Source organism: Bradyrhizobium sp. CCBAU 21365 (assembly GCF_015291305.1).
Lineage (GTDB): Bacteria > Pseudomonadota > Alphaproteobacteria > Rhizobiales > Xanthobacteraceae > Bradyrhizobium > Bradyrhizobium elkanii.
Genome location: NZ_CP030036.1, coordinates 7,338,907 through 7,354,264, shown reverse-complemented (window position 1 = coordinate 7,354,264; position 15,358 = coordinate 7,338,907). Strand labels below are relative to the sequence as shown.

The window sequence follows — 15,358 nt, the reverse complement described above, 5'->3', positions numbered from 1 at the left end:
AGGTGCGGAAGCTGATACTATGGCACGGCTACCGTATCGATCGCGAATTGGCTCCTACACTGTCGTCCGTTAAGAAGCCGATTGCAGCGGTGAACGGTCGCTGATGGCTGCGATGAGGGTGGCCAGGAAGAGGCGCCAAAGACCCCTCAGCCAGGCGAGGATGCGGCGGAAGTTGTGGCCGACGGCTGAGAGGATGACGTTGGCGGCGTCTCCGGCGCGGCCTTTGAGGTAGCAGCGGCCGAGGTGACCATCGGTCTTCAGGTGTCCGATGATGGGTTCGATGGCGGAGCGGCGGCGCAGCTCGCGCCTGATGATACCGAAGACCCCGCGCTTCTGGCCGGAGATGAAGACACGGCGCGGGTTCTGTGCGTCGTGGCCGCGATATCCCTTGTCGGCATAGGCCCGCTCGATCGCGCAGCCGGTGAGTGTCTCGGTGCGGTCGATGACGTCGCGCAAGGTATGACCGTCGTAGGGGTTATCGGGCAGCGCCCTGGCGTGCAGCACGAACAGGCCACCGGGAGCACGGCGGTTGTTGGTGACGATGGAGGCTTTGACACCGAACTCGTAAGGCGCGGCTGCTTTGCCCTTGCCGATGCACTCCACCTCCGGGGCGTGGAAGGAATAGAGCTTCCAGCCGCGCTGGCGCTGCTGCTGCGAGCGGATCTGCGAGGCCCGGCCGAGCGGGAGGGCGAACGCGTTCTCGAGCACGGCCTGACCTTCGATCTTGCGGCGGATATCGCGGATGATCCGGCCCAGCCGGCTGCGCAGGATACGCAACTGCCGCTGATGCCGCTTGAATTGCTTGGCATGGGCGTAGCGTCCCGCCATCATGGCCGCGGTCTTGGCAATGCGAAGATAGGACTGCCGCAGCCTGACCCCGTGCTTCCTCGCCAGGCGGTTGAGCCCCCTGATCGCCGCGTGCAGCAGCTTGGCATCGGTCGGGAAGGCGATGGCCTTCGGCTGCACGGTGGTATCGACCGTGACCCGCTTGAGGTCCTGGCTGCGTAACGCGCCGGCCTCGTGCGCCACCCGCAGGCTCTCGGCCAGCAACAGCTCCAGCTTGTCGCCGAGCCGCTTGCGCCAGTGGCTCAGGTCCGAGCGCTCGTGCGGAAACGCGTGCTGAAAGAACTCTTCGCCGGTGAAGTACTGGAAATACGGGTCGTGGACCCAGCGCTCGCACACCCCCTCATCGGACAGGCCGTAAATCTGCTTGAGCAGCAGCAGCCCGATCACGAAGCGGGTCGCGATCCCCGGCCGACCGTTCTCGCTGTAGAGCGGCGCGATCTCGCCGTCGATCCAGTCCCAATCGACCTTGCCGGCGAGCTGAACCAGCTCGTGCTTCATGTTGATGATCTGGTCCAGCCTGGCCCGGAACAGATCGCCAGATCCCGTCGTCCTTTGCTTCTTCGGTCGCATCGTCACCTCCGACGCGACCACGGAATCATGACTGGCGATTCGACTGAATCCTGAAAATGAAATTGCAAGGTTCCGAGGCTCGAAACATCAAAACCTTGCAATCCAAAAACAGTCCACACCAGCAAATGCGATTCTGCCTCAATCGCTTAGCCGATCTTCACGGACGACTACACTGGCTCAGTCCGAAAAGCCGCGAGTCTTGAAGCCTGATACTATCAGGCGTGTGGTGGAAGCCACTAAGAGTGAGCGTTCGCCGGCGAGCGCGTCTCATTGATCATCCACGCCCAACCGAATTTTCGGCGTGCCGCGGTACTAGGGGGACAACTGCCGCCCGCGCGAGATCTTCCAACGCCGTTGAGATATATTTCGCGTAATGTCGCTCGATCATTTTCACGGAAGTGTTGTGCAGCTTAGCAACGTGTTGAATAGGGAGCCGGTTTCGTAAGCCGCGAACGATGCTGGAATGTCGCAACGCATAGGGAATGGCCCCTGGTAGCGCTGCGCGATCGCGGATGGCGTGCCACGGACGAGTAAGTTCTGCCGTCTTCCAAGGACCGCGTTCTGACTTTCTCCAAACGATGCTGCCGGCCTCCTGCTCGTAGCTCCATCGCTCGAACAACGGCGCCTCTTTTGGGCGATCTAAAATGACTGGCGACAGGAGTTCGATGACATCTTCGCCCACCGGAACTGGAACGGAGCCACCGTTGCCACCACGTCCCTTGTAGGAACCTGGTACCATCAAGCGCTGCTCTTCCCGTTGTGCATCACTGACGCGCATCCGCCTCGCCTGCGCAAATCGCGCACCCGTGGCTGCAAGGCACACGACAATGCGATGTAGGTCGCCTTCAAATCCCTGCTCATCGTCGATCTCGCGCGCGGCTCGAAGTAGGGTGCCGATTTGCGCATCCGTAAGGACCTGGTTATCTCGGGCGACTGATGCCTCATCATCATCATCGATGCGCTCAGCTTTAAACCCGTCTTTCACAATCGAAGGGAATGTCGGGTTCAGCTTCTTTTGTTCCGCCGACAGGCGAGGCCATGCTGCATTCAGCCCGGCCTTCAGGTCGTTTATGAGCCGCTGTTTTGTCGTCGCCTTTAATTCTACAGGAAGGCCCTCGCGCCACGTCAAAAGATCATCTTCCTGTAGCGCGTGTAGATGGACTGCGGCGAGAGAGGCGGCCTCAACGGCTTCCTGGCTACCACGCTGCTCTTGACCAAGAACGTAACGCCGTAAGCGGTGACCAGCATCGGATCGAACCTCGCGACCGGCCCGTCGGCTATCACGGGCATTACGTTCCCTGATGTATGTCTCTACAGCCGTCCGCACGGTGGGTGCCGGTCCGGCGGCTTGGGCCGCCGCTTCTGTTCTGGACCGGGTGACGTGTTCCCGCGCTTGTGTCACCGCCTGCTCGAAAGTCAGCGTGCCTTCGGCAAGTTTGTCGTTGACGTCGTTGGCGATGCCGACCGGCGCCTGCTTGTAGTTGGCTCCTTCATGGTGATTGCGCCAGCGCACGAACCAAACGCCGCTCCGCTTGCCCTTGCGATAGCCAAGATGCGCCCCGGCATCGAGGCGGCGCCAATGTACGCCAAGTTCCAGTTTCGAGCGCGCCTTGGCAGTCGTGATCTGAGCCTCAGTGAGCGTCTTTGTCATGGCATACGAACCCGGAGTCGTCGAATATCCGTCGAATAAGCATCGGCGTACAAAGCCGAACAACGAAGAACGATGTCTATCTAAACTATTGAAAAGGCTATATTATGACGAACGACTGCGAACTCCGGCGGAAACTGTTTCCAGCCCTCTCAAGGCTGAAACAGGGGTTCGATTCCCCTAGGGAGCGCCAGTGATCTTCCCTTCATTTTGATTTCCTTTCGCTTTTTGCCGGTTTCCCCAAACCGGCAGAAGAGGTTTGGGGAATTCTGTTCGCCTTGTGATCTTCGAGCTTTAAGATTGCGCGACGCCCGCCGCGGCGTCGGTCCGCCTCGCGCGTATACCGTTCAGCTTCGGCGAGAGTCAGATGGCCCAGTGCGGCCATGATCTCGTGAGCGGTCGCGCCAGCGTCAGCGAGGAGGCGGCCAAAGGTCTTGCGAAGGCCGTGCGGCCGGCAATCAAGCGGCAGCCCAGCCTCCGCCATCGCATCGCGCATCCACCCGCTGTAGCCGTCGACTGTAAACGGCTTGCCCCATTCGGTGGTCAAGATGCAGACGTGCTTGCGAGGAAGCGCGGCGAGGGCAGCGCGAAGAGACTGCGCTTTCTCAACGAGAACAGAAACTCCGGTTTTGCGCCTCGTGTACTGGAAATCATCGGCGTCGGCCTGCACCCATGTCGTCAGGTGGGTGTCAATACGCGCGGTACCGACATTGAGCATCAGCTCGTAGGCTGCGCGCTGCTTTGTTCCAAACTCCCACCGATCTTCGAAGGCCTTCATTTCGGCATCTGTCCACGCTCGGATTTCCTTCGACTTACCGCGCTTGATCCCCTCGGATGGATCTCGATCAAGCCACTTCAAATCGTCCTTCGCGTGCCGGATCAGGATACGAAGCTTCTTAAGCGTGTCGATCTTGGCGCCGGGCCTATTGTGTAATGGCTTGAGGATTTTTTCTTCGATGCGGTCCTTAGTCAGGCCGGCAACAGCTCGGTGTCCATGATCCCGACGTATCTGGTCCATGCGGCTCCGGTAGCCGTCCTTGCTGCCCGCACCGAGGGACGCGAAACCATCACTGTTCAGATAGGACGTCACCAGCGCACCGATGGACCGCGCCATGTCCTTTTCGACCTTCGGTCTTTTCGCCGCTTCTCCCGCGATAGCTGCAGCATACGCGAACTTGAATTCGTCTGAGGTCGGATCGTTGGGAAGTTTTGTCCTTTCCCCTTTGCCCACGCGATACGAAAGATAAACGTGTCCCTTGACGACGTTCCTTTCAACATTTGGCGGAAGCCTCCGACGCATCACTAGTCGTCCCATCCACGGTCGACGTCGAGAATGTCTTCCCCGTCGAGAGGTAGTTCATCAACAGCCAGATCCAGTAGCCTCACGTCCCAAGCCTTGCGTCCACTTGTCAAAATCCGAGGCTTTGGCATCCGACCGTCACGGACGAGCGAGTCGAAAGTATTTGGTGCAAGGGAAACATAGGCAGCGGCGGCGTTTCGGCCGATCAGCCGCGGCGCAAGGTTCGGTGGAAGCGCATGCTGCCGTGCCATTACACCAATCGCTTGAAGTTGAGAGCGGTGACATGGCCGCACTTGGGGCAGCGACCGAAATTGTGCTTGTTGAAAGGGGAGCTACTCAATTCGAACTCCCGTTTCTTCGGAGAAGCTCACCGAGGCCGAGGATCGTTTTGCCGCTGATACTTGTTGATTGTTCAAGGTCACCGGCTTGCTCGGGTTGGACGTCCAACAATTCATCAGCAGAGTTTTCGTAGCCAATCCAAACACTGATATCGCCAACCAGCTCGATCGATGCGGCTGGTATTGGGCCGTGAAAATCAACCTTGATGATCGTCTGATGAGGGAGCTTTTGCAGTGATCCCGACATGGCGGATGCAATCAGCGCAGTTAAGCCCTCTTGAAAAGAGTGCCCCTGTACCAATCCGCTGATCTCTCTTATCGGATTTCCCCGCCGTTTGTGTATCCTTGTGCAAGTTAAGCTCGAAAATCGCTCCCAGCTCTTCACATAGCTTTGCAACGGAAGATTCCCGATGGTGGCGATCAATAAATTCGCTGCGTCTGAGGGCACGCAGTGAGCTGCGCTCTTGCCCCGCCCTCCTGTCGTGACTTGACGATCCTCTCTCAAAGCCCGCCAGGCAATTAAGGTTGTGTTCGGTTGGAGTCCCAAGAGCTCCGCGGTCTTGCTACAAAGTTCCCCCGGCGTTGCCACCGACTCGATCCTCGCATTTGATCCATAGGAGATTTATCTGATGAAAAAGTCAAGTCATTGGTGAAATAGCTAATGGTGTTCGCCGGCTGGCGGGGTGGCCGCATTGCCAGGGCCGCATTGCCAGGGCCGCACTGCAAGTTCGAGTCTTTGACGATCCGCCACTTCGCACCTAAGTTTCGCACTTAGACACGAAGACAGGCCCGAAAACCCGGCTGTTTTCGCGTGTTTTTTGACCCGGAGAATGCCGGCCGTACTAAAAGCGAGCCGTGAATAGGGCCGGAGAATGCATTTTTCTCCGAATGCTAGAACGTTGGAAATCGGTACGGTACGGAATTTTGCGGGAAATAAAGCCTTTGTGGAGAGCTCCGTTTGAATCTCTCTCGCTTAACCGAGCTAGCAAATAATCCCGAACTGGAGCTTCGTCAGTTCGTTACCTGCCACCCCAGCCACGTATTCCGGCTTCCAGTAAGACCTTTCCAAGTGACGCGCGAATGGGCCGTCCAGCGTGCCCGCTACATGACGCTGTAAATTGTCGCGCCATTGGGTGATGATCCGACCGTCAGCCGTCAGGCTATCGCCAGCTGATCAGGCCAGCTCTCGCCGGCAACGCGGTAACCGCCGCCAGCTACGCCACGCCAGTGGACACGATCTTCTTTCTAAGCGGTTCTCCCGCCTCGAATAGGCAAAGTCTGGGAATACGTCGGCTAAACTGACGCGCGAGGGCGACAGCCCCGATCGCATCCTGATAGTTTTCAACAAATCCTATCCTCGCGAACAGATCAGACGCTGTGGCGGACTACCGCAATCACAAGCTCGCGCCGCCCACGCTCATAAATTTGCGCGGATCGGATTGCTAAGGGGAGAAGAGCGTCGTCAAGAAGTAGCACCCGCCAGACAGGATTGAACTAAGGCGGTGATCTTGGTTCATATTGATTTTATTGTATTTTTCGGTCCGGCGATCTGTGTTTGTGTGGCACTTATGGGTGGCGCGTTGGATACAGATTACCTTTGCAGCCTTAATCTCACAGCTTCTTTCTAGCCGGCGCTCACAATTCGAAGGAAGCCCTATGGTGGCGGCGAGACGCTACTAGCGTTGTTGCCTCAAGTCGGGCTTCGCGTTGAAGCCGGCCTGTGAACGATCCGACCTTAGTCTAGGACAAAACATCTTACGTTACTTGCGGAAACTGCGATATCTCTTAGGTTGCAAATTCCCGATTCAATGAGTTTCGCTTGTCCACTAGCTCGACTTTTTTTGCAACAATTTCAGCAAACGGCGGCTCCGCGGATGTCATCTTCGTGCATGGTCTAACTGGTGATCCTGTCGAAACGTGGTCGTCTAAAGGAACCCATGAAGCTGAGGGACCTTACTGGCCGAAATGGCTAGTAACAGATTTGCCGCATCTCAATTTTTACACGCTGGGCTATCCGGCAAGTCTCTTTGCTCAATGGGCAAAGAAGGAAATGGACCTTTACCAACGCGCGAAGAATGTCCTCGAAACTTTGGCGGGATACGAGTGCGGGAGCCGCCCATTAGTTTTCGTTTGTCACAGCTTGGGAGGTCTTCTCGTCAAGCAAATCCTCCGCACGGCTAAGGAGTCGCCGGACGAAGACTGGCATAAGGTTGCAGACAATTGTTGGGGTGTGCTGTTCCTTGCCACTCCTCATAGCGGGTCCAGTTTGGCTGATGTTCTAAAAACGTTCTCCGGGTGCTTTAGTTCTCCGCATGTTGATAAGCTCCTGGAAGATAGTTCCCAACTTGATGAACTCAACGCCAGCTTCCGGACGTTTTGTCAGACCCGCAACATCCATGTCACCGCTTACCACGAGATGTACAAGACTCATAAGCTGGCGGTTATCGTGGACGCAAAAAGTGCCGATCCCGGCGTCAACGCAAGCATGCCCATTCCGATCGATGCGGATCATTTGAATATCTGTAAGCCGAGCAACCGCAGCAGCTTGGTCTATACGAGCGTTCTGCGAAAGCTAAAGAAGCTGGTGCCCGTGGTCACCGTCGCTGAACTAGACGAGGCTGCGCCGTTTGACGACGACGATCTAGGCGAGGATAGCAGTCGCGATCGGCGAGACCTATTTGAGAAAATGACTGCGGCAGGGCGCGAGCACGAGTACGGCTACGCCAATGATGCACAGAACAAGTTTGCGCGCTCGTTCGCGAAGCACGGACTAAAGACTGCGTCCTCCACTCTGTACAACAATCTACTTGCCGACATTGAGCAGCGTTTTCAGAGCTTGATATTCCATCCGCTAATCTGCGGCGGAGCCGACAACGCAACCGTTCTAGCAGCCGTTCAAACGCATGTGGTGGATCCGCTCAGCGCGAAGTATGCCGACAAGAATGCCACAGCTGTAACGATCATGAATGCGCTCTATTTCCTGACTGAGCGTTGTCATATCCGATGGGACAAGCCATGAGCTATCGCCAGTGGTACGCCCAGCTTGATGTTTATGACACGATACGTCGGTATCTCGCGCTATTGGTCAGATGGAAGGGCACGGCGCCCACTCGCGATCGTCTGTTCATCTCAGACTTTTATCTGGCCAATCCAAGTCTGCTGCACCTCACGCACATGACGGCTGACGTGCGGCGTGCGTTTAATTCCCTAAAAGTCAGGAAGCCCGACCAAACCTTTCTAAATTATCCGTCACCGCCAATCCTTTACGGCAAGATGGGTGGGATACAATCCCAGGCTCTTCACAACCTGACGGGAAAAGGGCTTCTTCGCCTCGAACTTGTTGACAAGGATCAATACAGTCTTAGCGAGACGGGAAGCGCGCTCGCGAACGGTATGGAAGGCCGACTAGCCCTTCCGACTGAAGAAGGTGTGCTTCATTTCCTCACGACAGAGTTCGCATCAATTGGGCAAGGCAAGGGCGGCTTGCGTGCGGTTACAGGCCTTAGGCGTCTGGGGACATAGCATTGGTTTCATTCTTCGCAGTCAACCGTGTACGGATCGCCCACGGAAACAAAGCCGTATACGATGAGGTGTTTCATCGCGGCGTCAACATCATCCGCGGCGAAAACAGCTCCGGGAAATCGACGATATCGGATTTCCTTTTCTACGGCCTTGGTGGCGAGTTCGATCGCTGGAAAGATGCGGCTGCGCAATGCAGCGCTGTCCGGCTGGAGATCGAGACGGGAAGCTCTCTGCTGACCGTTCACAGAAACGTTGGGAGTAGGCAAGAGCCAGTCCTCGTCTTCTATGGAGGACTAGAGGACTCGCTTTCGAGGGGAATTGACGAATGGCAAAGAGTTCCCATTCGGCGTCCGCCCGGAGGCAAAGAGCTATCTTTCACACAAATTCTTTTCAGAGCGGCGGGAATCCCGGAGGCGCCAAACGTCGACAATTCGAATGTCACGATGCATCAGATCATGAGGCTTCTCTATTCTGATCAGCAAACCCCGGCAGGAAAGCTCTTCCGATTTGAGAGCTTCGATACTCGCGATATTCGTGAAGCTGTTGGGCAGCTAGTGATTGGTGTGAATGGCTATGAACTATACGAGACCCAGATCAAACTGCGTCAGCTAAACTCCGATTATGCGGAGAAAGATCGGGTCTACAAAGCCACGTTGCTCACCTTGCCGAGGTCGGAAGGCCTAGCGTCGATCGCTGCATTGGAAACGCGAATTGGTGAGATTGTCTCTCAAAGGACCGTGCTTCAAGACGAGATCGCCAACGTGGATTCGTATGTCGCCAGTGAACAGTCCGATAAATTCGTTGCTGATCGCCGCGCAATGCAAACCAAGCTGCGAAAGTTGGCCTCTGACCTTCAGGAACAAGAGCAGCGTTCAGGTGACCTCGCAGATGAGATTTCCGAAATAGGATTGTTCGTAGAGCACCTCACAAACCAGCTGGCTTCACTAGGTGCATCAGAAGAACTGTCAGAGAAGCTTGGTACGATCGAATTTCAGTATTGCCCGGCATGTCTGAAGCCCCTGGACGGCGCTGATAGTAAGCATTGCCTCGTATGCCACCAGGAGATCGATGAGGATAAGGCTAAGTCGAAGTATTTCGAACTCAAGATAGACAATGAGCTTCAGGTGCGCGAATCCCAGCAGCTTCTGAAGTCGAAAGCCGCGGAGTTCGAGGCGCTGCAGGGTGAGTTGCGAGTCGGGCGGCGCGATTATGCGGTTGCAGTTGCTGAGTTCGCGGGGCGCTACGACGTCAGCAATTCGCCACGAGAAGGTTTTCTAGCTGAGCGAAACAAACGCCTAGGCCGGCTTGAGCACGAAATCGCATATCTTGAAGAATTGCGAGCGACGATACAAAAGATCGATGAACTCTCTAAAGAGCGAGCCAATTTGAATGACGAAATCGATCGCCTGAGGGCGAGATTGAAGACTCTAGAAGCTTCATCTATGGCGAGGACCCGAAAGGCGATGAGCGCTGTTAGCGCGATCGGTCGGCGTCTCTTAACTGAAGACTTGCCGCGAGAAGACAGTTTTGAAAACCCGGAGTCCTTCTCTGTCAATTTTGGCGACGATGCAATGCTCGTCAATGACAAAATGAATTTCGCCGAAAGCAGCAATGTCGTGCTGAAGAACACCGCTATCCTGTCGCTGTTTCTTGCTGCCTGCTATGATGCCGAATTTTGGCACCCAAAATTCTTGCTGATGGATAACATCGAGGACAAGGGAATGGAGCAAGAGCGTAGCCATAATTATCAGCGGCTCATTGTTCGCGAATCGCAGAAGGCGAAGTTCCCGCACCAAATCATCTTTACAACGTCGATGATGGACCCCACGCTTGAGAAAAGCGGTCTCACGGTGGGGCCAAAGTATACGCGCCAAAAAAAGACGCTTGCATTGAGGTAAGTGGCCGGTTGCGACAGCGATCAGCCGTGAGGGCTTTGCTGATGCACCGCGAACACCATCTCGATCTATGGCTTATCGCCAGGGCGATGAGTGGCGCCGGCAACTTCTGCCGCAGGAGTGTGACGTGCTTCCACAGGCGTTCGACGTGCGTGCGCAACTGAATGACCGTATTGGCGAAGCTATTCGGTCGATCAATGACGTTCAAAGTTAACGAGACGAGCTGCAGCATGGATGACACAGCAGTGAGGGGGGCACGACGGGTGCCCGAGGTCGTTATAGGTTGCTTGCTCTCAGTTGCCGCTCTCGCGGTGGGAATGGTGCTTATGTCAGCCGCGCGAGCAGGCGAGGCATGGGGTTGGTTTTCTAAGGATGCCAGTGGCTTTTTCACTGGGCTACAGTTCGTTGTGGCAACAGCCCAAGCTGCCCTTTTCATTTATCAGCTTCGCTTGATCCGTGTCAGCTTAGAAGATGCTAAGGTCGTATCGGCCGCGGCCACGCGCCAAGCTCGCGTTGCTGAAGACACGCTCACTAAAATCGAGCGTCCATATGTCTTCGTCTACAATGTCAGCTCTCTCAAGATCGACCATTGGGAGTATGAAGGGGAAGCTGGAACGACATTGAGTGTCAAATACTCGGTCGCAAACTACGGAAAGCTTCCTGCCGTCATCGAACACATGCAAGTCAGCCTGAGCGTGCACGATGAGCCGCTGCCGCCCGCGAACTACGACTACAACCATCCCCTTGCGGTATCCGCTGTCCTTGTGCCGGGCGAGCCACGGAACGACTTGTATGAAGGGCTTCCTTGGGATCAGGTGATAATTGACCCCTATCAGGGGGACGCCGCGGACCTGGGCGGCAAAGAGCTATTTTTCTGGGTAATCATTCGATATCGCGGCACGTTCTCTGGTGGGCACGTCACCCGAGCATGTTGGCGACACGATGAGCGAACCGGCCAGTTCATCGAATTTAATGGCGGCCCCGAGCATAACAGTCAAACCTGACACGAAATGGAGAGCAAAGGCAATGCCGACTGAGATGGGTGAGTATCTTGTCGGAGCCTATTTAAAGCTCGTGCTCGGATGCAGCGTGGTTGATTACAACGCCCGCCCGCAGGGCGGCGGTCTTCAGGCGCTCGGCGAGCTTGACGTGATTGGCTTTGATTTCGTCAACCGCAACGTGCGAGGTGACCACGCATCTGGATGGATTGCTGATCGGCGGAGGTGGCGAAGCCACCATAGCTAAATTGACCGACAAGCATGCGCGACAGAAATTATATGCTGAGCGACATCTTCACCTTCCTGACTTCAACGCCCGCTTCATGTTCTGGTCACCGGTCGTTCGTCCGGGCTTGATTGCGCCGCTACGGGGTATCGGCTTTGAACTTTTCATAAACAGTATGTACCGGGATGCTATCGACGAACTGCGCGAACTGGCAAGCTCTTCGACATCCGACGCCAACAATCCGGCGTTTCGTCTCTTGCAAATTCTTGAACACATGCGAGCGCCGACGCGCGAGTGAAGTGCACCGTTTGCCAGGATTTCGCCTCTTCGCTGAGAGTTCTGCTCGTGCTGCATACCAGGGCTCTCTTGGCAGTGACGGGGCGCGCACCACGCACATGTAGCAATTGCTCCGTGGATAGTGAAACGCCGCGGATGCCTGATGGCGTCGAGACCGAGTAAAGCGCTGGGCGGATGGAAGCTCTCACGAACTAACGCGGCTTCTTTCGTCTCCAGAGCAGAAGTGGTGATTGTGTTCGTTGGCGCTCCCGCGCTTCAATGCGCAAGCGAGCGCAGATTCCATAACATCCGATGCGCGAACACCACCAGAAGTGCGGCGTAAAAATAGCCCAGGGACTCTTAGAAGCCCCTGGGCTAGTCAAGGGAGGAAACGCCCGAGGGCGATGCCGACATTCACGAGCTCGATGAAGCTCATCCGCTGTCGGCGGCGGATCCGCTAACTCATCGTCGGGATCGAGAACTCCGCACCGTCCTTGACGCCAGACGGCCAGCGCGAGGTCACCGTCTTGGTCTTGGTGTAGAAGCGGACCGAGTCCGGGCCGTGCTGGTTGAGATCGCCGAAGCCGGACTTCTTCCAGCCGCCGAAGGTGTAATAGGCGATCGGCACCGGGATCGGCACGTTGACGCCGACCATGCCGACATTGACCTTGGCTGCGAAGTCGCGCGCGGCGTCGCCGTCGCGGGTGAAGATCGCAACGCCGTTGCCATAGTCATGGTCGGACGGCAGCGCCAGCGCCTCGTGATAGTCCTTGGCGCGCACCACCGACAGCACCGGGCCGAAGATTTCTTCCTTGTAGATCCGCATGTCCTTGGTGACGTTGTCGAACAGCGAACCGCCGAGATAGAAGCCGTTCTCGTAGCCCTGCATCTTGAAGCCGCGGCCGTCGACGGCGAGCGTCGCGCCTTCCTTGACGCCAATGTCGATGTAGCTCTTGACCTTCTCGACCGCCTCGCGGGTCACCAGCGGGCCGTAGTCGGCCGAGGGATCGACCGAGGTGCCGATCTTGAGCGACTCGACGCGCGGGATCAGCTTTTCCATCAGCCGGTCGGCCGTGGTCTTGCCGACGGGTACCGCAACCGACACCGCCATGCAGCGCTCGCCGGCCGAGCCGTAGCCGGCACCGATCAGCGCATCGACCGCCTGGTCCATGTCGGCGTCGGGCATGATGATGGCGTGGTTCTTGGCGCCGCCGAAGCACTGGCAGCGCTTGCCGGTCTGCGCGGCGCGCTCATAGATATACTGGGCAATGGGCGTCGAGCCGACGAAGCCGATCGCCTTGACGTCGGGATCGTCCAGGATGGCGTCGACCGCTTCCTTGTCGCCGTTGACGACATTGAGGATGCCGGCCGGCAGGCCGGCTTCGATCATCAGTTCGGCGAGCTTCATCGGTACGCCGGGATCGCGCTCCGAGGGCTTCAGGATGAACGCGTTGCCGCAGGCGATCGCGGGGGCGAACTTCCACATCGGGATCATCGCCGGGAAGTTGAACGGCGTGATGCCGGCGACGACGCCGAGCGGCTGGCGCATCGAATAGATGTCGATGCCGGGGCCGGCGCCTTCGGTGTACTCGCCCTTCATCAGGTGCGGGATGCCGCAGGCGAACTCGGCGACCTCGAGGCCGCGCTGGATGTCGCCCTTGGCGTCGGGAACGGTCTTGCCGTGCTCGCGCGCGAGCAGCTCGGCGAGCTTGTCGTAGTCGCGCTGCACCAGCTCGACGAACTTCATCATGACGCGGGCGCGGCGCTGCGGGTTGATTGCGGCCCATTCCGGCTGCGCCGCCCTGGCGTTCTCGACCGCGGCGCGGACTTCGGCCTTGGAGGCCAGCGCCACCTTGGCCTGGACGTCGCCGGTCATCGGCTCGAAGACGTCGGCCGTGCGGCACGACGTGCCCTTGACCTCCTTGCCACCGATGAAATGCCCAATAGAACGCATATGCCTTTACCTCGTTTGAAGGCGACATAGAATACCGCGCTGCGTGAGTCCAACGCGAGTTGGTCTCCGTTCGGATCACGAACACCGAAGTTCAGACTCCGCGACACGAAGGTGCCATGCGGAGCGAGATTGCGCCTTGCCGTGAGTCGACTGCGGCTGCTCGACTCTGTTGCCCACTTGCATGCAGGAACGCCAACCTGACTCGGAAGGCGATTCGCTATTTTGAATGAACGTCCTTCAGGTCGGCTCGGACCTGTTCGTAAGACACCCGCGGAGCTATCAACAAATCCCGAGTTGTTGAATACACACCGCTGCCTCCTGCCATTCGAGCCAGATAGTTCAGTCGGTCATACTTAACGTGCATTCGCTTGGGATCGATCAGGTCATCCCTGATATGAATTTCGATGACTTCACCAAACAGTACCTGGTTTTGGCCGATTTCGACCGTTCGAACCAAGACGCACTCTAAGTTCACTGGCGATTCCAAAATCCTGGGGGGCTTAATCTGCCGCGAGGTTGAAAGCGTAACTCCCATCGCTTCTATCTCGCTATGCATCTCAGGAAAGTCGGCGCCGGCGATGTTCATCGCCGTCGTCAGCTCCTCCGTCACCATATTCACGACGAACTCGTTGTTAGCGAGCACGTTGACGCCGGTATCCTTCAACCGTGGTGGCATAGTGTAATAAAAGCCGGGCGTGAACGCGACGATCGGTGGGTCGGCACCAAGTACGTTAAAGAAGCTGAAGGGGGCCGCGTTTACGCCTCCAGATTCATTGATGGTCGTGATCAATGCAATGGGGCGCGGGCCAACTGTACCAGTTATTAAATTGTAACGATCATGAGGAGTCAAACTGCGGACATTGAACTGAGCCAAACTACTCTCCCAAACCAATGGCTCGACGCGAGCCGTAGGCTTTAGTAGAGAGCGATCGGAAGCAGTATTCCAGAAGACATTCGACGCTGTTCTAACACCGAACATCGTTAGATGGCCGCCTCCGTCGTTAACAATCCGAGCGGCCTGCTAGTGAACCTCCAGCTGAGAAAGAGCTGCGAGCTTTGCAAAGAATGCATCAGCTATTGTTTTAGCAGCGCTGGAAATAAGTCGTTGTCCGAGTTGAGCAAGCTTGCCGCCGATCTGCGCATCGACGTGATAGGTCAATAGTGTACCGCTATCTATGTCCGCTAACGTTACTGTCGCGCTACCTTTCGCGAAACCCGCGATGCCCCCTTCTCCTCGGCCTACAATCTTGCATCCGTTCGGCTCGTCCAGATCTTCCAAAGTAACTTTGCCTTTGAATCGCGCTGCAACCGGACCAACTTTGACTTTCGCAGTCGCTTCAAAATTGCAGTCATCGAGCTTCACCAATTCCTCACAACCGGGAATGCAGGCCTTAAGGACATTCGGATCGAGAAGCATTTTCCAAATCGCTTGTCGTGATGCGTTCAGCGCGACGTCACCATTCAAGATCATTGCAAGCTACTTTCTGTCTGGGTTTTGCGATTAAGCGATCACGGAAATTAAGGCCAACCTTAGCGGAGTCCATGCGCATGCCCGCGACGTTCGAAGTGCGAACAGCCGCGTTAAGTTCGGTGCGCCGCGGGTAGAGTTGTGCGAACTTAGACACGTCATCCAAAGGCCTTGCGGGAGAGTCCGATAACTCATTGAGTGTCGGCGCCGACGGAGCAACCACCCCGGAAACTCTCAGGCAAACCGGACCGCCAGGCTCGACGATCTGGAGAGAGGCGCTCAAAGCGTCCACCGAAGGGGCCAGCTGTGCGCAAATT

12 protein-coding genes, 1 tRNA gene and 1 riboswitch are annotated in these 15,358 nt (G+C 56.8%); of the genes, 6 read left to right on the top strand and 7 right to left on the bottom strand.

What is annotated here, in order from left to right; translation table 11 throughout:
* Nucleotides 1–69: 69 nt before the first annotated feature.
* Both XI02_RS34510 and XI02_RS34505 read right to left on the bottom strand, forming a co-directional pair.
* Nucleotides 70–1,416, bottom strand: a complete 1,347-nt coding sequence (locus XI02_RS34510; RefSeq protein ID WP_026191834.1) for an IS5 family transposase — start codon at nucleotides 1,414–1,416, stop codon at nucleotides 70–72.
* 274 nt (nucleotides 1,417–1,690) lie between these two features.
* Nucleotides 1,691–3,067: a tyrosine-type recombinase/integrase gene (locus tag XI02_RS34505; RefSeq protein ID WP_018273347.1), complete on the bottom strand. Its 1,377-nt coding sequence runs from the start codon at nucleotides 3,065–3,067 to the stop codon at nucleotides 1,691–1,693.
* Nucleotides 3,068–3,185: 118 nt separating this feature from the next.
* Here XI02_RS34505 and XI02_RS34500 point away from each other — a divergent pair.
* Nucleotides 3,186–3,257: transfer RNA gene (locus tag XI02_RS34500), tRNA-Glu, on the top strand.
* A 12-nt stretch (nucleotides 3,258–3,269) separates the two neighbouring features.
* Here the strand turns inward: XI02_RS34500 and XI02_RS34495 are convergent.
* Both XI02_RS34495 and XI02_RS34490 read right to left on the bottom strand, forming a co-directional pair.
* The gene (locus XI02_RS34495; RefSeq protein WP_244981042.1) at nucleotides 3,270–4,364 is read right to left on the bottom strand and encodes a tyrosine-type recombinase/integrase; all 1,095 of its coding nucleotides are present in this window, start codon (nucleotides 4,362–4,364) and stop codon (nucleotides 3,270–3,272) included.
* 336 nt (nucleotides 4,365–4,700) lie between these two features.
* Nucleotides 4,701–5,126: a hypothetical protein gene (locus tag XI02_RS34490; RefSeq protein WP_172647145.1), complete on the bottom strand. Its 426-nt coding sequence runs from the start codon at nucleotides 5,124–5,126 to the stop codon at nucleotides 4,701–4,703.
* Between the two features lie 1,395 nt (nucleotides 5,127–6,521).
* On the opposite strand from XI02_RS34490, the gene XI02_RS34485 reads away from it, so the two are divergent.
* The 5 genes from XI02_RS34485 to XI02_RS34465 all read left to right on the top strand — a co-directional run bounded on the left by XI02_RS34485 (nucleotide 6,522) and on the right by XI02_RS34465 (nucleotide 11,641).
* Complete coding sequence (locus XI02_RS34485) at nucleotides 6,522–7,721, top strand: ABC-three component system protein (RefSeq protein WP_172647146.1); 1,200 nt, start codon at nucleotides 6,522–6,524, stop codon at nucleotides 7,719–7,721.
* Nucleotides 7,718–8,224 (top strand): ABC-three component system middle component 5, encoded by a 507-nt coding sequence (locus tag XI02_RS34480; RefSeq protein ID WP_172647147.1) that lies wholly within the window; start codon nucleotides 7,718–7,720, stop codon nucleotides 8,222–8,224. The genes XI02_RS34485 and XI02_RS34480 overlap by 4 nt, the downstream gene beginning before the upstream one ends.
* Nucleotides 8,225–8,226: 2 nt before the next feature.
* A complete protein-coding gene (locus tag XI02_RS34475) occupies nucleotides 8,227–10,122 on the top strand; it encodes a hypothetical protein (protein ID WP_194483254.1) in 1,896 nt (631 codons plus the stop codon).
* A 227-nt stretch (nucleotides 10,123–10,349) separates the two neighbouring features.
* Entirely contained in the window at nucleotides 10,350–11,123 is a 774-nt protein-coding gene (locus XI02_RS34470; RefSeq protein ID WP_172647149.1) for a hypothetical protein, read from the top strand.
* Nucleotides 11,124–11,305: 182 nt separating this feature from the next.
* Entirely contained in the window at nucleotides 11,306–11,641 is a 336-nt protein-coding gene (locus XI02_RS34465) for a hypothetical protein (protein ID WP_197971360.1), read from the top strand.
* Nucleotides 11,642–12,076: 435 nt separating this feature from the next.
* On the opposite strand, the gene XI02_RS34460 is transcribed toward XI02_RS34465, so the two are convergent.
* From XI02_RS34460 to XI02_RS34450, 3 genes are all read right to left on the bottom strand, one after another.
* On the bottom strand, nucleotides 12,077–13,573 hold the full coding sequence (locus XI02_RS34460; protein ID WP_172647150.1) for a CoA-acylating methylmalonate-semialdehyde dehydrogenase: 1,497 nt from the start codon (nucleotides 13,571–13,573) through the stop codon (nucleotides 12,077–12,079).
* A gap of 217 nt (nucleotides 13,574–13,790) precedes the next feature.
* Nucleotides 13,791–14,447, bottom strand: a complete 657-nt coding sequence (locus XI02_RS34455) for a flavin reductase family protein (protein WP_172647151.1) — start codon at nucleotides 14,445–14,447, stop codon at nucleotides 13,791–13,793.
* 147 nt (nucleotides 14,448–14,594) lie between these two features.
* Nucleotides 14,595–15,044, bottom strand: a complete 450-nt coding sequence (locus tag XI02_RS34450) for a CoxG family protein (RefSeq protein ID WP_172647152.1) — start codon at nucleotides 15,042–15,044, stop codon at nucleotides 14,595–14,597.
* 161 nt (nucleotides 15,045–15,205) lie between these two features.
* A riboswitch (glycine riboswitch) is annotated at nucleotides 15,206–15,302 on the top strand.
* The last annotated feature ends 56 nt before the right edge of the window (nucleotides 15,303–15,358 follow it).